This is a genomic window from Mesorhizobium sp. WSM4817 (genome assembly GCF_055811135.1).
Genome location: NZ_JBVVQQ010000006.1, coordinates 128,038 through 150,127, shown reverse-complemented (window position 1 = coordinate 150,127; position 22,090 = coordinate 128,038). Strand labels below are relative to the sequence as shown.

Sequence of the window (22,090 nt, the reverse complement as noted above, 5' to 3'; positions counted from 1 at the left end):
CTATCCCTTCAGAGATCCCTTGGTGGAAGGAACCGCGTCAGGCTGGCGCGGGTCGCTTTCAAGCGCGAAACGCAGCGCACGCGCCACCGCCTTGAAGCAGGTCTCGGCGATGTGGTGATTGTTGGCGCCGTAGTGGTTGGTGACATGCAGCGTGATGCCGGCATTTTGCGCCAGGGCCTGGAAGAATTCGCGCACCAGTTCGGTGTCGAACGCGCCGATCTTCGGCGACGAGAACACAACGTTCCAGACAAGGAAAGGACGGCCGGAAACGTCGATCGCCGCGCGCGTCAGCGTCTCGTCCATGGCGAGATCGATCGAGGCATAGCGCATGATGCCGCGCCGCTCGCCTAGTGCCTTGGCCAGCGCCTGACCGAGCGCGATGCCGGTGTCCTCGACCGTGTGGTGATCGTCTATGTGGAGGTCGCCCTTGGCCTTGACCGTCATGTCGATCAGCGAATGGCGCGACAGCTGGTCCAGCATGTGATCGAAGAAGCCGACGCCCGTCGAAATATCGGATTTTCCCGAGCCGTCGACCTGGACCGATACGGAGATGTCGGTTTCCCTGGTCTTGCGGCTTGCGTTGGCGGAACGGGGCGGCATGTTCATCCTTGTCCAGAGTTCAGGCGTTCCAAGCGTCCACATGCTTGAAAGCGTCCACATGCTTGAAAACGAGAGCCTTCTAGCAGCATGATCCGGTGATTGCCAGTTGCCGTGCCAAGCAGTATCGAGCCAGGCCGATGACCGGTTGGCAATCGTCGGACCTATGCATACATAGGGTCGATCAAGTCACTCGTAATGCGCCAATCGCCTTGTCGGGACCGGTGCTGATCGGAGCAGAGATGTCGAACGAACTGACCATGCACGCCACGACGATCCTGACCGTGCGCAGGGGCGGCAAGGTGGTGATCGCCGGTGATGGCCAGGTCAGCCTTGGCCAGACGATCATGAAAGGCAACGCCAAGAAGGTGCGCCGAATCGGCAAAAGCGGCAATGTCATTGCCGGTTTCGCCGGCGCCACCGCTGACGCCTTCACGCTTCTGGAGCGGCTGGAGGCCAAGCTCGAACAATATCCTGAGCAATTGACGCGGGCCTGCGTCGAACTCGCCAAGGACTGGCGCACCGACCGCTATCTGCGCCGGCTGGAAGCGATGATGCTGGTTGCCGACAAGTCGGTCTCGCTGGCGCTGACCGGCACCGGCGACGTGCTCGAACCCGAACATGGCGTCATGGCGATCGGCTCGGGCGGCAATTATGCGCTGGCCGCGGCGCGCGCGCTGATGGACACCGACAAGGATGCCGAAGAAATCGCCCGCAAGGCGATGCAGATCGCATCCGACATTTGCGTCTACACCAACAACAATTTTGTCATCGAAATCCTCGATGCCGGCTGAGCCGGCCGCTGGCCATGATCCCGAAAAGTGGAAACCGGTTTTTGCTTCGCTGACCTTCGGTTCGCAGGAGATCATGGCCAAACGAGAAAATAGATATGATTTTCGACCGGTGACCGAGGCGGACCTGCCGATGATCGCGGCATGGCTGGCCGAGCCGCATGTCGCCGAGTGGTGGGACGATCCCGAGACGGAGATCGCCCAGATCCGTGAGCACATCGACAGCATTTCCGTCGAGCCGCTGATCATCGAGCTCGACGGCGAGCCGATCGGCTACATGCAGAGCTACGATCCGCATCTGGAGGACGGCCACCCCTACAGCGACCAGCCTTTCGGCACGCTCGGCATCGATCTGTCGATCGGCAGGCCCGAGCTTGTCGGACGCGGCCACGGCTCGGCAATTGTCCGGCAGTTCGTGGAACAGCTGTTCGAGGAAGGGGCACCGCGTGTCATCATCGACCCGGATCCATCCAACGGACGAGCGATCCGTGCCTATCAAAAGGCCGGGTTCAGAGCTATCGATCGCAGGCAATCGGAATATGGCGACGCCGTGCTGATGGCAATTGACGCCGAAGCGGGCGACGCGGAAGAGGGCGGCGCCCAAGAGGGCAATATCGAATAGGGGGACGCCGAATAAGGCGCCGAAGAGGGGCAGTAACAGCATGAGTACAAGCGGCGCCGACAAGACCGTCTCGGCCTATGAAGACAGCTGGCGGATGGGACTTCTGCTCGTCCTCGGCCTGATTATATTCCAGGCTGGAGCCCTTTACGGCATGGGCCGAACGCCGATCTGCGAATGCGGCTATGTCAAGCTGTGGCACGGCATCGTGCAGAGTTCGGAGAATTCCCAGCATATTTCCGACTGGTACACATTCTCGCACCTCATCCACGGCTTCCTGTTCTACGCGCTGGCGTGGGCTCTGTTCCCGCGCTCGCCGATCGGGCTCAGGCTGGCATTTGCGGTCGTCATCGAGGGCGGCTGGGAGCTTCTCGAGAACAGCCCGTTGATCATCGAGCGCTACCGCGCCGGCACGATCTCGCTCGACTATTACGGCGACAGCATCATCAATTCGGTGGCGGACACGCTGGCGATGGTGCTGGGATTTGTGATGGCGCGCAGGCTTCCTATATGGGTGATCGTGACCCTCGCTCTCATCTTCGAATTCGGTGTCGGCTACATCATCAGGGACAATCTGACACTCAACGTGATCATGCTGCTGCATCCGTTCGAGTCCATCCGGCAGTGGCAAAGTGGAATTTAGCGATATGACCACATTCTCGCCCCGCGAAATCGTTTCGGAACTCGATCGCTTCATCATCGGCCAGAAGGACGCCAAGCGCGCCGTGGCCATCGCCTTGCGCAACCGCTGGCGCCGCCAGCAGCTCGAAGGCCAGATGCGTGAAGAGGTGATGCCGAAGAACATCCTGATGATTGGCCCAACCGGCGTCGGCAAGACCGAGATATCGCGCCGCCTGGCGCGCCTTGCCGGTGCGCCGTTCGTCAAGGTCGAGGCGACCAAGTTCACCGAGGTCGGCTATGTCGGCCGCGACGTCGAGCAGATCATCCGCGACCTGGTCGAGATCGCCATCGGCCTGGTGCGCGAGAAGATGCGCGAGGACGTCAAGGCGCGTGCCCATATCAATGCCGAGGAACGCGTGCTCGAAGCGCTCGTCGGCAAGACGGCGAGCCCGGCGACGCGCGACAGTTTCCGCAAAAAGCTGCGCGACGGCGAGCTCGACGACAAGGAGATCGAGATCGAAGTGAGCGATACCGGCACTGGCGGCATGCCCGGCTTCGAGATACCCGGCATGCCGGGCGCCAATATCGGCGTGTTGAACATCAACGACATGCTGTCGAAAGCGATGGGCGGCCAGAAGACCAAGACCCGCAAGACGACAGTGAAGGAATCCTACGCGGTGCTGGTCGGCGACGAGTCCGACAAGCTGCTCGACCAGGACGAGGTGGTGCGCAGGGCGCTCGAATCGACCGAAAACGACGGCATCGTCTTCCTCGACGAGATCGACAAGATCGCCTCGCGCGAAGGCGGCATGGGCGCCGGTGTTTCCCGCGAAGGCGTGCAGCGCGACCTGCTGCCGCTTGTCGAAGGCACCACGGTCGCGACCAAATACGGACCGGTGAAGACGGATCACATCCTGTTCATCGCATCGGGCGCGTTCCACGTTGCCAAGCCATCCGACCTGCTGCCCGAACTGCAGGGCCGTCTGCCGATCCGCGTCGAGCTGCGTGCGCTGGAGAAGGACGATTTCGTGCGCATCCTGACCGAGACCGAGGCCAGCCTGATCAAGCAGTACATCGCGCTGATGAAGACCGAGGGCGTCGATCTCGTCTTCACCGACGACGCCATCGATTCACTGGCCGGCATCGCCGTCGATCTCAACGCCAGCGTCGAGAACATCGGCGCCAGGCGGCTGCAGACGGTGATGGAGCGGGTGCTGGACGAGATCTCCTATGACGCGCCGGACCGCCACGGCACGTCGGTGACAGTCGACGCCGCCTATGTGGAGAAGCATGTCGGCGATCTGTCGAGAAACACGGATCTGTCGCGATTCATCCTGTAGCAGGCGATCCATCCGCAAGAGTCGGACCGGCGGAGCCGGCACGTGTGGCCAAATGGAAGCATCTGGCCAGCTTTTGTCTTGCCGGGCGACGGGGCTCTCGACTCCCGTTGCAGCTTTACCTAGTTTGCCGGCAACACCAGCGCCGCGCAGCTTTTTGGATGCGCAAAGGACGCTGTACAGTTGGTTCTGCGCATGACCCCCGAAAATCGGTTCCGAGGGTCATGCGTTGTTGCAGGCGGCGGCGCATGAAAAAAACGATCCTCGTCACTCTCGGGCTGACGCTGGCGACAGCCATGTTCGCCGCCGAAGCGGCGACCATGGTGCCGCCGGGCAACAGTCATGTCGAGCAGCCCAACATACCGGGCGCCTCAAGCCGGCGCACCCAGGCCACCAACACCACCTTCCAGTCGAAATACCGCAAGGTCTATGCGCTGCTGCAGCACGACGCCGGTCTTCGCGGCAAGATCGAGCAGGCAGCAGCGACCTATGGCATCGATCCTATGCATATCGTCGGCGCCATCGTCGGCGAGCACACCTACAATGTCGACGCCTACGACCGGCTGCAGACCTACTACGTCAAGGCGATCTCCTATCTGTCGAGCAAGCTGTCCTTCGCCTACGAAGGCGAGGACATCACCGATTTCGTGCAACGGCCGCAATTCCAGGAATGCGTCGGCAAATCGGATAGTTACGAGCTCTGGGAATGCCGCGAGCAGGTGTGGAACCTTTCCTTTCGCGGCAAAACTGTCGGCGGTGAGAGCTTCCCCGACGACCGCTTCGGCGCGACTTTCTTCCAGCCCTATTATGCCGGCCAGACTTTTGGCCTGGGCCAGCTCAATCCGCTGACCGCCTTGCAGATGAGCGATCTCGTGCACCAGGTGTCCGGCCTGCCGAAGCTCGACGTCGGCGATCCGAACGCGGTCTACAAGACCATCATGGATCCGGACCTGACCTTGGACTATGTCGCGGCGACGATCCGGAAATCGATCGATGCCTATCAGAGCATTGCCGGCTTCGACATATCGGGCAATCCCGGCATCACATCGACGCTCTACAATGTCGGCAATCCTGAGCAGCGCGCCCATGCGCTGAAGGCCGAAAACGACAGGCGCCGCGCCGCGGGCGAACCGGAGAAGCTGCCTGAGGAAAATTACTATGGCTGGCTGGTCAACGACAAACTGCCGGAGCTCAACGCGCTGTTTTAGTGGGTGTTGAGATCTGGCCTTCGAGCTGAAATCGAAGTCGCCTCTTCGGCGTTTGCGCTGCCCCTCATCGCCCTGCCGGGCACGTCTCCCCGTATAGCGACGGGGAGAAGGACGCCTTCGCAAAGGATTTCGCCAATCGCCCAGGGTTGCAGAAAGAACGCCAGGTTCGCGGCCAGCTTCTTTCTCCCCGTTTACGGGGAGAAATGCCCGGCAGGGCAATGAGGGGCGGCGCCTGCTTTCGACAATCGGCACGGACCGGGCTCACGCCGCCAGCAGCGACTTCAGCTTGATCGTTTGCGAACCGAGCGCCTCAGGCGCCGGCTTTGCCCTTTTTGCGATCAGCATCTCGGCCAGCCTGATGTCGCGGGCGACAGAATTGCCCGGACCGATTCCGCTCGCCGCGACCAGCCTGCCGTCTTGCGCCAGGTGAAACAGGATGAAGGCGCCGTCGTCGAGGTCGCGGCGCACGACCTTGCTGCCCTCGTCCGACAGCCCAGATATCTGCAAGGTCAGGCCGTACTGATCCGACCAGAACCATGGCACAGCCGAGTGGGCCTCACCGGCGCCAAGCATGTTGCTGGCCGCAATCGCGCCCTGCTCCTGCGCGTTGCGCCAGGCCTCCAGCCGCACGCGCCGGCCGCCATAGACGGCAAGCGGAAACGAGCAGCAATCGCCGGCGGCAAAGATATCCGGATCGCTGGTGCGAAGCTCGGCATCGACGGCTATGCCGTTGTCGATCGTCAGGCCCGCTTCTGCGGCAAGTCCGGTCACCGGCACAGCGCCGATGCCGATCACCGCCAGGTCGGCGACGATGTCCTGCCCGCCGGCAAGCGCGATGCTCACCTCGGCGCCGTCATCGGCAATCGCGGCGATTGCGTCGCCGCACAGGATTTTGACGCCTTCGGCTTCATGCGCCTCGTGGACGATCTTGGCGATCTCGGCCGGCACGCCGCGCATCAGGATGCGCGGCTGCGCCTCGATGACGGTGACAACTGCGCCCAGTCTGCGTGCTGCGGCGGCGAGCTCAAGACCGATGAAGCCGCCGCCAATGATGGCGATGCGGTTTCCGGCGCGGAGATGGGCTCGAATTGCCAGCGCGTCGTTGAAGGTCCGGAGATAGGCACAACGCGGCCCGAGGCCCGGCATTGGCAGTCTGCGCGGCAGGGAACCGGTCGCCAGCAGCAATTTGTCGTATGGCAGCGCCGAGCCGTCCGACAGGCGCACGACATGAGCAGCGCGGTCGATCGCCACCGCCTGAACCGAATGGATATGCCTTATCGATCTCTCGGCCAGGATCTCATCGCTGGCGATCGCCTTGATCACCGGCGCATCGCCGGCCATCGCGTCCTTCGACAGCGGCGGCCGCTCATAGGGCAGATGCGGCTCGTCGCCTACCAGCGTCACCGGGCCATCATAGCCGAGATCGCGCAGCGCCAGGGCAGCCCGCCCGCCGCATTCGCCGGCGCCGATGATGAGCATTCCTTTCGCCATCACCGTCACCCTATCTGAATGAGGATTTTGCCGGCGTCGAGCTTGACCGGATAGGTCCTGAGATTGACGCAGACCGGCGCGCCCCTGGCTGCACCGGTCTTGTAATTGAAGCGGCCATTGTGCTTCGGGCATTCGATGATGTCGTCCATCACCAACCCGTCGGCCAGATGCACCTTCTCATGCGTGCAAAGGCCGTCCGTCGCGAAATATTCGTCGTCGGGACTGCGATAGATGGCGAAGGTGCGGCCGTCATGGTCGAACCGCATCACGTCCTCTTCGTCGATGTCATCGGCACCACAGGCCTCGACCCAGTCGCTCATTGGTCCTCCCGGGCAGAATTTTTCTTGGTCAACATGCCCCGGCACAGGCGCGCAAATCATTCGGCTGCTGCCGCGACGGCGTCGTTATCGTTGTGGAATTCCTCGCGATAAGGCTTGGCGGTCGGCGGCAGTTCGCGCTTGAGGAAATAGTCTTCATTGCGCAGCTGGCGCAGGAAGGCAGGCACCATCTCGCGATAGCCGGCCAGGATCGATGGCGTCGGCGCCGGCAGGTCGTGCTTGATCAGCTCATGCAGCCTCGGCAGCGCGTGGTAGGGCACCATCGGGAACATGTGGTGCTCGACGTGGTAGTTCATGTTCCAGTAGATGAAGCGGCTGATCGGGTTCATGTGGACCGTGCGGCTGTTGAGGCGATGGTCGATGACATTTTCGGCGAGGCCGCCGTGCTGCAGCAGGCCGGTCATGACATGATGCCAGGCGCCGTAAAGCCTGGGCAGACCGACCAGCATCAAGGGCAGGAACGAGCCGCCATAAAGCGCCAGCGCGATTGTCGCGGCATAGATCGCGGTCCAGATGCGGGCAATGCGGATCGCCTTTGGCTGCTCCTGCTCGGGAATGAAGGTCTTTTCCGCCGGGCTGATGATACCGGCCGCGTTGCGCACCATGTCGGCCATGGCATGCCAGGCATCGACAATGCCGAAGAAATTGAGCACGACGCGCAACAGGTCCGGCGGGCGCATCACCGCGATCTCCGGATCGCGGCCAACGATGACCGTGTCAGTGTGATGCCGTGTATGGCTCCAGCGCCAGGTCACCGGGTTGCGCATGATCATGAAGCAGGCGATCTGATAGACCGCATCATTCATCCACTGCGTCCTGAAGGCGGTGCCGTGGCCGCATTCGTGCCAGCGTGAATCAGTGGAAGAGCCGTAGAGCACGCCATAGACGAAGAAGAACGGCACGCACCACAATGTGCCCCAGAACCAGGCGCCGCCGGCGCCGCTCACGACCAGGGCGGAGAGCCAGATGATGGTGTCGCGGATCGCCGGCCCATCGGAGCGCTGCATCAGCTCCTTCATCTGCTTGCGGGGCACGTCGGTATGATACCATTCGGCCGCCGCCAGGCCGGTCTCGACGGCGCGTTTCGCGTCGCGGCCGAGCAGGCTGTAGTCTCGCCGGGACGGCATTGCGGATAGTGTCGCTTCCATTGAGGCTGCCTCCGTCGGCATCCGTCGGAACGGGTGCCTCTGCCACAGGTGCTTATGCCCTAAAATAACGCCAAGCCGTGATAGGCTCAACATCATGAAGATAGTTTCTATCATTTCCCATCAGAATGATGTATAGCCTATGCCAGGCAATCAGGCAGGAAGCGTATGGCAAAACGGCCGACCATCACCGATCTGGCGCGTATTTCGGGGGTCAGCGTCGCCACCGTCGATCGGGTGCTGAACAATCGCCTGCCGGTGCGCGAGGAAACCGCGCGCCGCGTCTATGAGGCCGCCACCAGCATCGGCTACCACGCCGCCGGGCTGATCAAGCAGCGGATGCGCCAGGAACTGCCGGAATACCGGCTCGGCTTTCTGCTGCTGAGGGGCAATGATGTTTTCTACAGCGATTTCGCCCGCGAGATCGAACTGGCTGTTTCGCAATCGCAGCGCTTCCGCGGCGTCGCAACCATCGATTTCGCCAGTTCGCTGGCCCCCGACGAGATCGCCGCGCAGATGCGCAAGCTGGCGGCGAAATCCAGGGCAGTCGCCCTTGTCGGTCCGGACCATCCGACGCTGACGGCAGCCGTCGAGACCCTGAAGGCGAGGGGGCAACCCGTCTTCTCCCTGCTATCCGACTTTGCAGCCGGCATCCGCGAGGGCTATGTCGGCCTCGACAACCGCAAAGTCGGTCGTACCGCGGCCTGGATGATCGCCAGAGCGGCGAGAAAGCCCGGCAAGGTCGCCCTTTTCGTCGGCAGCCATCGCTTCCATGGCCATGAGCTGCGCGAGATCGGCTTCAGATCGTTTTTCCGCGAGCATGCGCCGGAATTCACGGTGATGGAGACGCTGGTCAACCTGGAAGCCAACCAGGTGACCCATGATGCAATGATCGATCTTCTGGCGCGGTACCCGGATCTGGCCGGCTGCTATGTCGCTGGCGGCGGCATGGAAGGCGCGGTTTCCGCGCTAAGGGCGGCCAGGCCGGCAAACATGCCAGTGGTCGTCTGCAACGAGATCAACGCCGAATCGCGCGCGGCGCTCGCCGACAACATCCTGACCATGGTGATTTCGACGCCGCTGGCAGCACTATGCCGCGAACTTGTCGGGCTGATGGTGCATGCCATCGAGGCAGGCGCCGCCAATGCGCCGGGCCAGACCTTCCTGCCCTTCGACATCTATCTGCCGGAAAACATCTAGGCTCGGGCAGAAGATCTGGGCTCAGCCAAGACATCCTGTTTAGATCGGGACGTCGGCAGTGATGTGAACCATCAGCCTGATGGATTCTTGCAGAAGGTTTGCCGACCCTCAGCCGCGTTGTCCGAAAAAACCGGCAGCCGCTTTCGGAATCTCCTTGACGCCCGCCAGTAGAATGGAATAAATATTTCACCAACTAGGTATTTTGGTTCTTTCGTTCCGGAACATCTGTTTCAACGGAGGGCTTGGCGTTCCAGCCAACGCGGAAATCGCCATCGGAAAACGGAGAAGCAATCGGGAGAGATTCCCTGGGAGATCGGGGATTCCGGGTAGATCGGTGCAGCCGGACACCAATTCTGTGGAGGAGAAATAGAATGAAAAAGCTGCTGTTGGGCGCCGCATTCCTGGCGCTGATGAGCTCGTCCGCCCTCGCTGCCAAAATCGGCGTGTCGATGGCGCTGTTCGACGACAATTTTCTCACCGTGCTGCGCAACGGCATGATTGAGCAGGCCAAAGGCATGGAAGCCGTCGAACTGCAGGTCGAGGACGCGCAGAACGACGTCGCCAAGCAACTCGACCAGATCAAGAACTTCGTCGCCTCGGGCGTCGACGCGATTGTCGTCAATCCAGTCGACACCTCGGCCACCCAGGCAATGTCGGATGCCGCCGCTGCGGCCAACGTTCCGCTGGTCTATGTCAACCGCGAGCCGGTCAATGTCGACACGCTGCCGGACAACCAGGCTTTCGTTGCCTCGAACGAGGTTGAGTCAGGCACTCTCGAGACCCAGGAAGTCTGCCGGCTGTTCAAGGAAGCCGGCAAGACCGAGGCCAATGTCTATGTGATCATGGGCGAACTGTCGAACCAGGCCGCGGTGCAGCGCACCAAGGACATTGACGATGTGATCGCCACTCCCGAATGCAGCTTCATCAAGATCATCGACAAGCAGACGTCGAACTGGAAACGCGAGGAAGCACAGAACCTGATGACCAACTGGCTGTCGACCGGCGCGCCGTTCGATGGCGTGATCGCCAACAATGACGAGAGCGCCATCGGCGCCATCCAGGCCATGAAAGCTGCCAACATCGACATGAAGTCGGTTGTCGTCGGCGGTGTGGACGCCACCCAGGACGCGCTTGCCGCGATGCAGGCGGGCGATCTCGACGTCACCGTGTTCCAGGACGCGGCCGGCCAAGGCGCCGGGGCGCTGGACGCGGCGCTCAAGCTTTCCAAGGGCGAGGCGGTTGAGCAGAAGGTCTACATCCCCTTCCAGCTGGTCACGCCGGCAAACATCGACAAGTTCCTGCAGAAGAATTGAGCAGAGGAGCGTTCTCGATAGGAGCGGCGCGGCAGAGGATCGGACCGGTTTTTGGAAATCCGACGCTTTAAGAACAAAAAGCAGCGCCGCTCCCTCTTTTCCCTCATCGCCGAAACAAGCGGCGGGAGGGCGACTGCAGCTGATGGAGGAAGCAAAAGTTGACACAGACAACCCATGGCGTCGGTGGACTGAGCTATGATGCGAAAAAGCGGACATGGCCTGCCGAATTCAACGTTTTCCTGGCGCTCATCATCCTGGTCGGCGCCTTCGAGCTGATAGGCCGCGTCTTTCTTGGCGACAGCTTCCTGTTCAACACCCGCGCCAACGTCGATACGATCTTCAACGAGGCGCGCCTGCAGATCATCATCCTGCAGGTGTCGATCGTCGGCATCATCGCCATCGGCGTGACGCAGGTGATCATTTCCGGCGGCATCGACCTCTCCTCTGGTTCGATCGTCGGCGCCACGGCGATGATCGCCATGAGCTTCGCCCAGGTGGCGACGGTCAACGGCAACCCGAACCCCAAGGCGATGTTCATCGAGCAGGGCTGGACCGACCTGCCGGTGATCGTGCCGGTGCTTGTCGCGATCGGCTGCGGCCTGCTGGCTGGCCTGATCAACGGCACGCTGGTCGCCTATACCCGCATTCCGCCGTTCATCGCCACGCTCGGCATGATGGTCACCGCGCGCGGTGTCGCCAAATGGTGGTCCAAGGGGCAGCCGATCTCGTTTCCCACCGAGAGTTTCGCCGCCATCGGCAAGGGGCTGATGCCGGTCATCATCTTCATATCGCTGGCGATTTTGTTCCAGCTGATCCTGTCATACACCAGATACGGCAAGCACTGTTATGCCATCGGCTCCAACGAGGACGCCGCGCGCATGTCCGGCATAAATGTCAAGAACCACAAGATCCTCGTCTTCGTCATTGCCGGTATCCTCGCCGCGCTAGCCGCCGTGGTGCTGAGCTCCAAGAACCTCACTGCTCAGGCCGGCATGGGCGTGATGTACGAACTGGACGCGATCGCCATGGCGGTCATCGGCGGCGTCTCGCTGTCGGGCGGCCGCGGTTCGATCATCGGCACGGTGATCGGTGCGCTGATCTTCGGCGTCATCATCTCCGGCTTCACCTTCCTGCGCCTCGACGCCTACTACCAGGAGATGGTCAAGGGCGTGATCATCATCGGCGCAGTCGTTCTCGACCAGTGGCGCCAGCGCCTGCGGGCAATGAGGGCTTGACCATGTCAGACATCGTCCTGAAGACCGAAAACCTGACCAAATACTATGGCGGCGTGCATGCGCTCGAAAGCGCGAATTTCGAACTGCGCAAGGGCGAGCATGTCGCCATCATGGGTGACAATGGCGCCGGAAAATCGACCTTCGTGCGCCAGATCACCGCCGTCGAGCAGCGCACCAGCGGCAAGATCTGGTTCGACGGCAAGGAAGTCAACTTCGCCGGACCGATCGCGGCGCGCGAGGCGGGCATCGAGACCGTGTTCCAGAACCTGGCGCTTGCCGACGATCTCGACGTGCCGTCGAACCTGTTTCTCGGCCGCGAAAAGGTGCTGTTCAATCTCGGGCCTTTCTCGATCCTCGATCGCAAGTTCATGCGCAAGGCGACCGAGGCAGCGCTGATCCGCACGGCGGTGAAGATTCCCAATCTTTCCAACACCATCCGCCACATGTCGGGCGGCCAGCGCCAGTGCGTGGCAATCGCCAGAACCGCGACTTTCGCATCCAAGCTCATCATCATGGATGAGCCGACGGCTGCACTTGGTGTGCAGGAGACGACGCAGGTAGAAAACATCATCCGCACGCTGAAAGCCAATGGCGAGCCGCTGATCCTGATCAGCCACAACATGCGCCAGGTGTTCGACCTGGTCGACCGCATCGTCGTGTTCCGGCGCGGCCGCATCGTCGCCAACCTGCGCAAGCATGACACCGACGGCAACGACATCGTCTCATACATCACCGGCGCCAAAACCGGGGAGGCGGAACTTGCGGCTTAGGGCGGATGCGCGGCGGGTCATCGGCCCGTCGCCGATCAGCTGCAGTAAGAAAATCTACTGCGCCTTGCCCTGAACGGTTCAGTAAAGACGCACTTCCATTTCGAACCATCCCAAAGGAAATTTCCATGTCTCTCCGCTTCGCTCTTCTCGGTGCCGGCCGCATCGGCAAGGTCCACGCCCGCGCCGTCGGTTCCAATCCGCAGGCCAGGCTGGTCGCAGTTGCCGATGCCTTCGAGAAGGCGGCGACCGATCTGGCGTCGGCCTATGGCGCGGAAGTGCGCAGCATCGACGCCATCGAAAAAGCCGGGGATATCGATGCGGTCATTATCTGCACGCCGACCGACACCCATGCCGATCTGATCGAGCGGTTCGCCAAGGCCGGCAAGGCGATCTTCTGTGAGAAGCCGATCGACCTCGACGCCGGCCGAGTGGAAGAATGCCTGGCCGTGGTCGACAAGGCCGGCGCCACTTTGATGGTCGGCTTCAACCGCCGCTTCGATCCGCATTTCGCCGCCGTGCGCAAGGCGATCGACGACGGCGCCATCGGCACGGTCGAGATGGTGACCATCACCTCGCGCGATCCCGGCCCGCCGCCGCTCGACTACATCGGCCGCTCGGGCGGCATCTTCCGCGACATGACCATCCATGATTTCGACATGGCGCGCTTCCTGCTCGGCGAGGAGCCGGTGGCGGTCAGCGCCCACGCCTCGGTGCTGGTCGACAAAAAGATCGGCGAGGCCGGCGACTTCGACAGCGTCAGCGTCATCCTCGAAACCGCCTCCGGCAAGCAGTGCATCATCTCCAATTCGCGACGCGCCACCTATGGCTACGACCAGCGCATCGAGGTGCATGGCTCGAAAGGCATGGTTGCGGCCGAGAACCAGCGGCCGGTGTCGATCGAGCTGGCCAATGAAAAGGGCTATACGCGCCCGCCGCTGCACGACTTCTTCATGACCCGCTACCTCGACGCCTATGCCAACGAGATCGCCGCCTTCATCGCGGCGGCGACGTCGGGCAACAAGGCGGCGCCGAGCGGTGGGGACGGGCTCGTCGCGCTGCGGCTGGCGGACGCGGCGCTGAAATCGGCGACGGAAGGCAAGGCCGTCCGCCTCGACAAGACAGTCTGACCATCAAGCACAGGAGCAAGGCGATGAACGGTTCCGCCGGTCGAAATTCACAAACACGCGCCATCGTCACCGGCGGCGCGCAAGGCATCGGCTTCGCCGTCGCCGAGGCGCTGGCCGACGAGGGCTGCCGCGCCCTGGCGCTGGTCGGCCGTTCCAGGGAGAAGGGCGACAAGGCGGTCGCCGCACTTGCGAAAGACGGCGTCGAGGCCATTTTCATCAGCGCCGACGTCTCGGTGGTGGCCGATTGCAAGCGGGTCGTCGAAACCGCGATCGCTCATTTCGGCACCGTCAATGCGCTGGTCAACGCCGCCGCCACCTCGGCCCGCGGCTCACTGGTTGAGACCTCCGAGGATCTTTTTGACCAGATCTTCCAGACCAATGTGCGCGGCCCCTTCTTCCTGATGCAGGGTGTGGTGGCGCATCTGCTCGACCGCAAGGCGCTTGGCTCGATCGTCAACGTGCTTTCGATGTCGGCGCATTGCGGCCAGTCGTTCCTGGCGCCCTACTCGTCGAGCAAGGGCGCACTGGCGACGCTGACCAAGAATGTCGCCAATGCCTATCGCAGCAATCGCATCCGCTGCAACGCCGTGCTGCCCGGCTGGATGGATACCGAGGGCGAGGCGATCGTGCAGAAGAAATGGCACGACGCGCCGGACGACTGGCTGGAAAAGGCCGCGGCAGCGCAGCCGATGGGCCAGTTGGTGAAGCCGGCGCAGCTTGCCCGGCTGATCAGCTATATGATCAGCTCGCAGTCCGGCGTCATGACCGGCTCGCTGGTCGACTACGACCAAACCATTGCAGGGTCTTCGCCGGAATAGCGTCATCTGAGTAGCGTCATCTGAACGTGACAAGCACCCTGGCTTCGGCTATAGGGCTGGCATGATCCACCTGACCGCCTCGTTCTGGTACTTTAGCTACGGCAGCTCGCTGGCGGCGGGAGGATTGCGCTCGATCTGAAGATTGCAGCAACAACATCCGAACAGCCGCCAGACCTGGCGGCTTTTTTGTTTCAGCCGGCAGGTCTCCCAACCAGGAGCAGAAAGCCGTGTTGACCACCACAGATGATCTTCGGGTCAAGGAAATCCGAGAGCTGAGTACGCCGGACGACGTGATGCGGGAGATACCGCGCACGCTGACGGCGACGCGCACCGTTGCTGCGTCACGCAACGCTATCCATGCCGTGCTGACCGGCGCCGACGATCGGCTGGTCGTCGTCGTCGGCCCCTGTTCGATCCACGACCCGATCGCTGCCGTCGACTATGCCAGCCGGCTGGTGGCGCTGCGCGAGAGCCTGTCGGACCGGCTGGAGATCGTGATGCGCGTGTATTTCGAGAAACCGCGCACGACCGTCGGCTGGAAGGGCCTGATCAACGATCCCGACCTCGACGGCAGCTTCAACATCGACAAAGGCCTGCGGATGGCCCGCAACGTGCTCTCCGCGGTCAACAATCTTGGCCTTCCGGCGGCGACCGAATTCCTCGACATGGCCACCCCGCAATACATTGCCGACCTCGTCGCCTGGGGCGCGATCGGCGCGCGCACGACGGAGAGCCAGATCCATCGCGAACTCGCATCCGGCCTGTCCTGCCCGGTCGGCTTCAAGAACGGCACCGACGGCAATTTGCGGATCGCCGCCGAGGCGGTGAAGTCCGCCGCCCAGCCGCATCATTTCATGGCGGTGACGAAGGGCGGGCGCAGCGCCATCGCGACGACCACCGGCAATGAGGACTGCCACGTCATCCTTCGCGGCGGCATTCAGCCCAATTATGACGCGGCAAGCGTCGCCGCCGCCAGTGCGGAACTCGCCCGGATCGGTGTCGCGCCACGGTTGATGATCGATGTCAGCCACGCCAACAGCAACAAGAAGCCCGAGAACCAGCCGAAGGTCGCCGCCGACGTGGCGGGCCAGGTCGCGGCAGGCGACGAGCGCATCATCGGCGTCATGATCGAGAGCAATCTCGTCGCCGGCCGGCAGGAAGTCACGCCCGGCAAGCCGCTCATCTATGGCAAGAGCATCACCGATAGCTGCATCGACTGGGCGACCACCGAGACGGTGCTGTACGGCCTTGCCGACGCCGTCGAGCAGCGCCGATCGGCGCGACGCGCCCTGGTCGCCAGCCGTCCAGGCGCCGCTTGAGACAGCTGACGCCGTTGGCCGCGAAAGCGCGGCCGGCGGCCGGCTGGAAGCAGCCTCTACCGCACCGCCACCCAGCGCTGCTCCTCGAACGAGCGCGCCATTGCGTGCACCGTGCGCTCGATCTCAAGGCCTTCGTCGAAATCGATGATGCGCGCCGGCTTGCCGGCCAGCCTGGTCAGCAGCTCGCGGCATTCGATGATCTTGAGGTCGTTGAAACCGAGACCGTGGCCGGGCGCCGGCAGGAAGGCGTCGTAGGGCTTGTGGTGCGGCGCCACCAGGATGGTGCGATAGCCTTGCTCGGTCGGGCGGTCGGCTGTCAGGTAAAGCTGGAACTCGTTCATCCGCTCCTGGTCGTACAGGATCGAGCCCTTCGAGCCGAAGATCTGGATGGCGATCCGGCCCTTGCGGCCCCAGGCCGAACGGTTGACCAGCAGCGTGCCGGCAATGCCGTTTTCGAGATGCATCAGCACGCTGGCGATGTCGTAGGTCTCGACCGCGCGGCGCCCGCCTGATGCGACGCGGCGATCGGCATAGGGTTTCGCCATGTCGCACATGACGCGGGCGACGCGGCCGAACAGCACCGAGACCAGCGACAGCGGATGCACGGCGAAATCGTCGAGGGCGCCGTAACCGGACGCCGCCTCGTGCTTCCAGAAGAACAGCGCCTCCGGGTCGGCCATGAAATCCTCGTCCATCTCGATGCGCAGATGATTGATTTCACCGATGATCTTTTCGTCGAGCAGCGCACCGATATGGCGGATGACCGGATTCTGGATGTAGTTGTAGCCGAGCGCGGCCACCTTGCCGGACTTTTTGGCCGCGGCCGCCATGGCTTGCGCCTCGGAAAAACTCGGCGCCATCGGTTTTTCGCACCACAGATGCTTGCCGGCTTCGAGGATGGCGATGGCCATCTCCGGGTGGAACTGGTTCGGCGTGGTCAGCGAGACGATATCGACGTCCGGGTCATCGACGACGGCGCGCCAGTCGCCGGAGCCCTTGGCGAAGCCGAACTCGGCCGCCCGGCGCTTGGCAAGGTCGTCATCGACCTCGCCGAGATGGACCAGCCTTGGCTTGGCCACGTCGGGAAAGACGGTGCCGACCGCGTTCCAGGCAATGGAATGGCACTTGCCCATGAACCCCGTGCCGATAAGACCGACTCCGACCATTTCCTTGTCTCCGCTGCCAGAAAGGTTGTGTGGATGAATTAGTCCATTTTTTCCAGAAATGGAACGCATGGCTCATTTTTTATGGCCTTCTTGCACAGGCTCGCTATGATGGGGCATCACACGGCATCGACTGATGGACCTGGGCGGAGCGACTATGGACGAACGGGTGCCCCGCGATTTCGAGACGCTGCGTACGACGATCCTGGAACGGCGCCAGAGCCTGCCCAAGCGCATCGCGCAGATCGCCGCCTATGCGCTCGACAATCCCGACGATATTGCCTTCGGCACCGCCGCCAGCATCGCCGCCTCCGCCGGCGTCCAGCCTTCGACCTTGATCCGCTTCGCCCAGCAGCTCGGCTTCGACGGCTTCACCAGCCTGCAACTGGTGTTTCGTGAGCGCCTGCGCGAGCGCAATTCGTCTTATGATGAAAGGCTGGCGGCATTGCGCGCCAAGGCCGAGGAAGGCGCCGGTCACCGGGCGATTTTCGACGGCTTCGTCGCCGCGGCGAGCACCTCGCTCAACGATATTTCAGACAGGTTGAACGAAGACCATTTCGAAGCTGCCATCGCCTTGCTGGCGAAGGCGGAGACGATTTATGTGCTGGCCAAGCGCCGCTCCTATCCGGTCGCCTCCTACATCGCCTATGCGCTGGGCAAGCTCAAGATCCGCAACCAGCTGATCGAATCAGCCGCCGGCCTCAACGCCGAGATGATCAGCTTTGCCTCGCCCAGGGATGCCGTCATCGCCATCAGTTTCTCGCCTTATGCCCCGGCGACCATTGAGGAGGCGCGCGTCATCTCGGAGCAAGGCGTTCCGATCGTAGCGATCACCGACAGTTCCTTTTCCCCGCTCGCCCAGTTCGCCAGAGTCTGGTTCGAGGTCGCCGAGGCCGATTTCGCCGGCTTCCGCTCGCTGTCGGCAACGATGGCGCTGGCCATGGCGCTGACCGTCGCGGTTGGCGAGAAGCGCCGCGATGCAGGCCGCAAACGCAAGACCTAGGGACCACTTTTCAGCAAAGGAACGCTCGTTCCATCTTGACTATGGATTGGAATTATTATTTCATATTTCCGGCGCCACGCTGCCACTCGCGCGTGTTACCCAAACAATGTGTTACCAAGACAACAAGGCTGATGGGAGGTTCGAATGGGCGAAGCCGTGGACGCGAAACATGCGCCGCTCGACGTTATCACCATTGGCCGCGCCTCCGTCGACCTCTACGGCCAGCAGATCGGCTCGCGCCTGGAGGACATCACCTCCTTTGCCAAGTCGGTCGGCGGCTGTCCGGCCAACATTTCGGTCGGCACGGCGAGGCTCGGCCTGCGCTCGGCGCTGCTCACCCGCGTCGGCGACGAGCAGATGGGCCGCTTCATCCGCGAGCAGTTGACGCGCGAAGGGGTTTCGGTTGACGGCCTCAGGACCGATCCGGACCGGCTGACCGCGCTGGTGCTGCTGTCGGTCGAGGACGAGGGCGTGTCGCCGATGATCTTCTATCGCACCGACTGCGCCGACATGGCGCTTTCGGAAGACGACATCGACGAGGCGTTCATCACCTCGGCACGCGCCATCGTCGTCACCGGCACGCATTTTTCGCGGCCCAGCAGCGACGCCGCGCAGCGCAAGGCGATCCGTGCCATCAAGGCCACGGGCGGCAAGGTGGTGTTCGACATCGACTACCGCCCTAATCTGTGGGGCCTTGCCGGCCATGCCGAAGGCTTCGAGCGCTATGTGAAATCCGACCGGGTCTCCGCCCAGCTGAAGACAGTGCTGCCCGACTGCGACCTGATCGTCGGCACCGAAGAAGAGATCATGATCGCCTCCGGTGCCGATGATTGCCTGAATGCGTTGAAGACGATCCGCTCGCTGTCCAAGGCCACGATCGTCTTGAAGCGCGGCGCCATGGGCTGCATCGTCTATGACGGGCCGATCAGCGACGACCTCGAGGACGGCATCGTTGGCAAGGGTTTTCCGATCGAGGTCTACAACGTGCTCGGCGCCGGCGATGCCTTCATGTCGGGTTTTTTGCGCGGCTGGCTCGGCGAGGAGAGCCTGGAGACGGCAGCGACCTGGGCCAACGCCTGCGGCGCCTTCGCCGTGTCGCGGCTGCTCTGTGCGCCGGAATACCCGACCTTCGAGGAATTGCAGTTCTTCCTGAAGAACGGCAGCAGGCATCTGGCGCTGCGCAAGGACGAGGCGATCAACCATATCCATTGGGCGACGACGCGCCGGCGCGACATTCCATCGCTGATGGCGCTGGCCTGCGATCACCGTATCCAGCTTGACGATGTTGCCGCGAAGACAGGCGCCGACCCGTCGCGCATCCATGATTTCAAGGTGCTGACGGTCAAGGCGGCGGCAAAGATTGCCGCCGGCCGCGCCGGCTACGGCATGCTGCTCGACGAAAAATACGGCCGCGAGGCGATGTTCGAATTCGCCCGCCATCCTTTCGCCTGGCTTGGCCGGCCAGTCGAATTGCCCGGATCGCGGCCGCTTCGTTTCGAATTCTCTCAGGATATCGGCTCGCAACTGATCGAGTGGCCGGTCGACCATTGCATCAAGTGCCTGTGCTTCTACCACCCCGACGACCCGGAGGCGCTGAAGACCGAGCAGCAGCAGAAGCTCAAAAGCCTGTTCGGGGCCGCGCGGAAAGTAGGCAGAGAACTTCTCATCGAGATCATCGCCGGCAAGCACGGCGAGCTCGACGACACGACGATCCCGCGGGCGCTGCAGGAACTCTATGCGCTTGATATCAAGCCCGACTGGTGGAAGCTTGAACCGCAGGCCTCAGCCGGGGCCTGGGCGAAGATCGAAGCGGTGATCCTGAAGAACGATCCGTGGTGCCGCGGGGTTGTGCTGCTCGGCCTCGAAGCGCCGCCGGACGAACTGGAAGCGGCCTTTGCCGCCACCGCCAAGGCGCCCATCGTCAAGGGCTTCGCCGTCGGTCGCACCATCTTCATCAACGCGGCCGAACAATGGCTTGCCGGCAAGATGTCGGACGAGGAGGCGGTGGCCGACATGGCGTCGCGCTTCGAGAGGCTGACCGAGGCATGGCTTGCCGCGCGCGGCCGCAAAGCAGCATAAGAAGGCGCGGCATAAGGACTGCGGAGGAAAACAACATGACCAAGACAATCCGCCTGACGATGGCGCAGGCGCTGACCCGCTTTCTCGGCTGCCAGATGACCGAGATCGACGGCAGGAAAATGCCGATCTTCGGCGGCGTCTGGGCGATCTTCGGCCACGGCAATGTCGCCGGCATCGGCGAGGCGCTTTATCAGGTGCGCGACGAATTGCCGACGTTTCGCGCCCACAACGAACAGGCCATGGCGCATGCGGCGATCGCCTATGCCAAGGCCAATTTCCGTCGCCGGTTCATGGCGGCAACCAGTTCGATCGGCCCCGGCGCGCTCAACATGGTGACGGCGGCGGCACTTGCGCATGTAAACAGGTTGCCCGTCCTGTTTCTCCCCGGCGACGTCTTCGCCAATCGTATCCCCGATCCCGTGCTGCAACAGGCAGAGGATTTTTCCGACGGAACGGCGACGGTCAACGACTGCTTCCGCCCGGTGTCGCGCTATTTCGACCGCATCACCCGGCCCGAGCAGATCATCCCGGCGCTCAACCGTGCCATGCAGGTGCTGACCGATCCGGCCGAATGCGGACCGGTGACCTTGGCGCTCTGCCAGGACGTGCAGGCTGAGGCCTTTGATTACCCCGAGAGCTTCTTTGCCGAACGGGTCTGGCATCAGCGCCGGCCGCGTCCGGACCGTGGGGAATTGGCGGCCGCGGTGGCGGCGCTGAAGGCCGCAACAAAGCCCTTGGTGATTGCCGGCGGCGGCGTGCTTTATTCGCAGGCTTCCGGCGAACTGGCGAAGCTGGCGCAAGGCGCCGGCATCCCGGTCTGCGAGACGCAGGGCGGCAAATCCTCGCTGCCGGACGATCATCCGCTCAACATGGCGGCGGTCGGCGTCACCGGCACTTCGGCGGCCAACCGGCTGGCTGAAGAAGCCGATGTCGTGCTTGCCGTCGGCACCAGGCTGCAGGATTTCACCACCGGCTCGTGGGCGCTGTTCAAGAATTCCGGCAAGACCATCATCGGGCTGAACGTCCAGCCTTTCGACGCGGGCAAGCACCAGGCGTTGCCGCTGGTCGCCGATGCGGCGGAAGGGCTGGCCGAACTCGGCGCGGCGCTGAATGGCTGGCAGGCGCCGGCTGCCTGGACCGATAATGCGGCCAGCGGGAAGAAAGAATGGCAGGCCGAAGCCGGCAAGGTGACGGCCTCGACCAATGCCGCCTACCCGTCGGACGCGCAGGTGATCGGCGCCGTGCAGCGCGCCATGGGCTCCGACGTGATATTGCTTCATGCCGCCGGCGGCCTGCCCGGCGAATTGCACAAGCTCTGGCAGGCGGGCGCGCCCGGCTCCTACCACGCCGAATACGGCTTCTCGACCATGGGCTACGAGATCGCTGGCGGGCTCGGCGTCAAGATGGCGAAGCCCGACGAAGAGGTCGTCGTCATGATCGGCGACGGCTCCTATCTGATGCTCAATTCCGAGATCGCAACCTCGGTCATGCTCGGCCTCAAGCTGACCATCGTGCTGCTCGACAACAGGGGCTATGGCTGCATCAACCGGCTGCAGATGGCAACCGGCGGCGCCAATTTCAACAATCTGCTGAAGGACGCCCGCCACGAGATTATGCCCGACATCGACTTCGCCGCGCATGCGGCAAGCCTCGGCGCCATCGCCGAGAAAGTTTCGTCGATCGCCGGGTTGGAAACGGCGCTGGCAAAAGCGAAAGACAATAGCAAGACGACGGTACTGGTCATCGACACCGACCCACTGGTGTCGACCGATGTCGGCGGCCATTGGTGGGATGTCGCCGTGCCGGAAGTTTCTTCGCGGCCGCAGGTCAATGCCGCACGCAAAGCCTATGAAGAAAAGCGGCGGATGCAGAGTGTTGGTGATTGATGTCGGCGAATGAAAATTGAACGAACTGAC

At 62.8% G+C, this 22,090-nt stretch carries 20 protein-coding genes; 15 read left to right on the top strand and 5 right to left on the bottom strand.

The annotated features are described in order from the left end of the window. Positions 1 to 600 carry an imidazoleglycerol-phosphate dehydratase HisB gene (gene hisB, locus AC0L2K_RS11185; protein WP_473531375.1) on the bottom strand — a complete coding sequence of 200 codons (600 nt, stop codon included), beginning with the start codon at positions 598 to 600 and terminating at the stop codon, positions 1 to 3. 239 nt (positions 601 to 839) lie between these two features. On the opposite strand from hisB, the gene hslV reads away from it, so the two are divergent. The 5 genes from hslV (at position 840) to AC0L2K_RS11160 (ending at position 5,173) form a co-directional block, all read left to right on the top strand. After that, positions 840 to 1,391 (top strand): ATP-dependent protease subunit HslV, encoded by a 552-nt coding sequence (hslV, locus tag AC0L2K_RS11180; RefSeq protein ID WP_023796923.1) that lies wholly within the window; start codon positions 840 to 842, stop codon positions 1,389 to 1,391. 73 nt (positions 1,392 to 1,464) lie between these two features. Continuing rightward, on the top strand, positions 1,465 to 2,010 hold the full coding sequence (locus AC0L2K_RS11175; RefSeq protein ID WP_287238514.1) for a GNAT family N-acetyltransferase: 546 nt from the start codon (positions 1,465 to 1,467) through the stop codon (positions 2,008 to 2,010). Positions 2,011 to 2,050: 40 nt separating this feature from the next. Then, on the top strand, positions 2,051 to 2,650 hold the full coding sequence (locus AC0L2K_RS11170) for a DUF2585 domain-containing protein (RefSeq protein ID WP_023796925.1): 600 nt from the start codon (positions 2,051 to 2,053) through the stop codon (positions 2,648 to 2,650). 4 nt (positions 2,651 to 2,654) lie between these two features. Then, complete coding sequence (hslU, locus tag AC0L2K_RS11165) at positions 2,655 to 3,968, top strand: ATP-dependent protease ATPase subunit HslU (RefSeq protein ID WP_023796926.1); 1,314 nt, start codon at positions 2,655 to 2,657, stop codon at positions 3,966 to 3,968. A gap of 245 nt (positions 3,969 to 4,213) precedes the next feature. Next, positions 4,214 to 5,173, top strand: a complete 960-nt coding sequence (locus AC0L2K_RS11160) for a DUF1402 family protein (RefSeq protein ID WP_023796927.1) — start codon at positions 4,214 to 4,216, stop codon at positions 5,171 to 5,173. Between the two features lie 261 nt (positions 5,174 to 5,434). On the opposite strand, the gene AC0L2K_RS11155 is transcribed toward AC0L2K_RS11160, so the two are convergent. Genes AC0L2K_RS11155 through AC0L2K_RS11145 form a run of 3 tightly spaced genes read right to left on the bottom strand, consistent with a single transcriptional unit; the run spans position 5,435 to position 8,150 of the window. Then, positions 5,435 to 6,664: an NAD(P)/FAD-dependent oxidoreductase gene (locus AC0L2K_RS11155; RefSeq protein WP_473531374.1), complete on the bottom strand. Its 1,230-nt coding sequence runs from the start codon at positions 6,662 to 6,664 to the stop codon at positions 5,435 to 5,437. Between the two features lie 5 nt (positions 6,665 to 6,669). Beyond that, complete coding sequence (locus AC0L2K_RS11150) at positions 6,670 to 6,984, bottom strand: MocE family 2Fe-2S type ferredoxin (protein ID WP_023796929.1); 315 nt, start codon at positions 6,982 to 6,984, stop codon at positions 6,670 to 6,672. Positions 6,985 to 7,040: 56 nt separating this feature from the next. Beyond that, positions 7,041 to 8,150 carry a fatty acid desaturase family protein gene (locus AC0L2K_RS11145; protein WP_128172837.1) on the bottom strand — a complete coding sequence of 370 codons (1,110 nt, stop codon included), beginning with the start codon at positions 8,148 to 8,150 and terminating at the stop codon, positions 7,041 to 7,043. Between the two features lie 165 nt (positions 8,151 to 8,315). Here AC0L2K_RS11145 and AC0L2K_RS11140 point away from each other — a divergent pair, with 165 nt between their 5' ends. From AC0L2K_RS11140 to AC0L2K_RS11110, 7 genes are all read left to right on the top strand, one after another. Continuing rightward, positions 8,316 to 9,347 carry a LacI family DNA-binding transcriptional regulator gene (locus tag AC0L2K_RS11140; protein WP_023796930.1) on the top strand — a complete coding sequence of 344 codons (1,032 nt, stop codon included), beginning with the start codon at positions 8,316 to 8,318 and terminating at the stop codon, positions 9,345 to 9,347. A gap of 371 nt (positions 9,348 to 9,718) precedes the next feature. Continuing rightward, positions 9,719 to 10,660: a sugar ABC transporter substrate-binding protein gene (locus AC0L2K_RS11135; protein WP_473531373.1), complete on the top strand. Its 942-nt coding sequence runs from the start codon at positions 9,719 to 9,721 to the stop codon at positions 10,658 to 10,660. A 158-nt stretch (positions 10,661 to 10,818) separates the two neighbouring features. Beyond that, positions 10,819 to 11,895: an ABC transporter permease gene (locus AC0L2K_RS11130; RefSeq protein WP_128168852.1), complete on the top strand. Its 1,077-nt coding sequence runs from the start codon at positions 10,819 to 10,821 to the stop codon at positions 11,893 to 11,895. A gap of 2 nt (positions 11,896 to 11,897) precedes the next feature. Beyond that, positions 11,898 to 12,665: an ATP-binding cassette domain-containing protein gene (locus tag AC0L2K_RS11125; protein WP_128172835.1), complete on the top strand. Its 768-nt coding sequence runs from the start codon at positions 11,898 to 11,900 to the stop codon at positions 12,663 to 12,665. A gap of 125 nt (positions 12,666 to 12,790) precedes the next feature. Then, positions 12,791 to 13,792 (top strand): inositol 2-dehydrogenase, encoded by a 1,002-nt coding sequence (gene iolG, locus AC0L2K_RS11120; RefSeq protein WP_473531372.1) that lies wholly within the window; start codon positions 12,791 to 12,793, stop codon positions 13,790 to 13,792. A gap of 23 nt (positions 13,793 to 13,815) precedes the next feature. After that, positions 13,816 to 14,610 (top strand): SDR family oxidoreductase, encoded by a 795-nt coding sequence (locus AC0L2K_RS11115; RefSeq protein WP_473531371.1) that lies wholly within the window; start codon positions 13,816 to 13,818, stop codon positions 14,608 to 14,610. A gap of 227 nt (positions 14,611 to 14,837) precedes the next feature. Beyond that, complete coding sequence (locus tag AC0L2K_RS11110) at positions 14,838 to 15,929, top strand: 3-deoxy-7-phosphoheptulonate synthase (RefSeq protein ID WP_473531370.1); 1,092 nt, start codon at positions 14,838 to 14,840, stop codon at positions 15,927 to 15,929. A 56-nt stretch (positions 15,930 to 15,985) separates the two neighbouring features. On the opposite strand, the gene AC0L2K_RS11105 is transcribed toward AC0L2K_RS11110, so the two are convergent. Next, a complete protein-coding gene (locus tag AC0L2K_RS11105; protein WP_473531369.1) occupies positions 15,986 to 17,095 on the bottom strand; it encodes a Gfo/Idh/MocA family protein in 1,110 nt (369 codons plus the stop codon). Between the two features lie 154 nt (positions 17,096 to 17,249). On the opposite strand from AC0L2K_RS11105, the gene AC0L2K_RS11100 reads away from it, so the two are divergent. The 3 genes from AC0L2K_RS11100 (at position 17,250) to iolD (ending at position 22,060) form a co-directional block, all read left to right on the top strand. Continuing rightward, positions 17,250 to 18,095: a MurR/RpiR family transcriptional regulator gene (locus tag AC0L2K_RS11100; protein ID WP_473531368.1), complete on the top strand. Its 846-nt coding sequence runs from the start codon at positions 17,250 to 17,252 to the stop codon at positions 18,093 to 18,095. 144 nt (positions 18,096 to 18,239) lie between these two features. Beyond that, positions 18,240 to 20,174 (top strand): bifunctional 5-dehydro-2-deoxygluconokinase/5-dehydro-2-deoxyphosphogluconate aldolase, encoded by a 1,935-nt coding sequence (locus AC0L2K_RS11095; RefSeq protein ID WP_473531367.1) that lies wholly within the window; start codon positions 18,240 to 18,242, stop codon positions 20,172 to 20,174. A gap of 35 nt (positions 20,175 to 20,209) precedes the next feature. Beyond that, positions 20,210 to 22,060 (top strand): 3D-(3,5/4)-trihydroxycyclohexane-1,2-dione acylhydrolase (decyclizing), encoded by a 1,851-nt coding sequence (gene iolD, locus AC0L2K_RS11090; protein WP_473531366.1) that lies wholly within the window; start codon positions 20,210 to 20,212, stop codon positions 22,058 to 22,060. Positions 22,061 to 22,090: the final 30 nt, after the last annotated feature.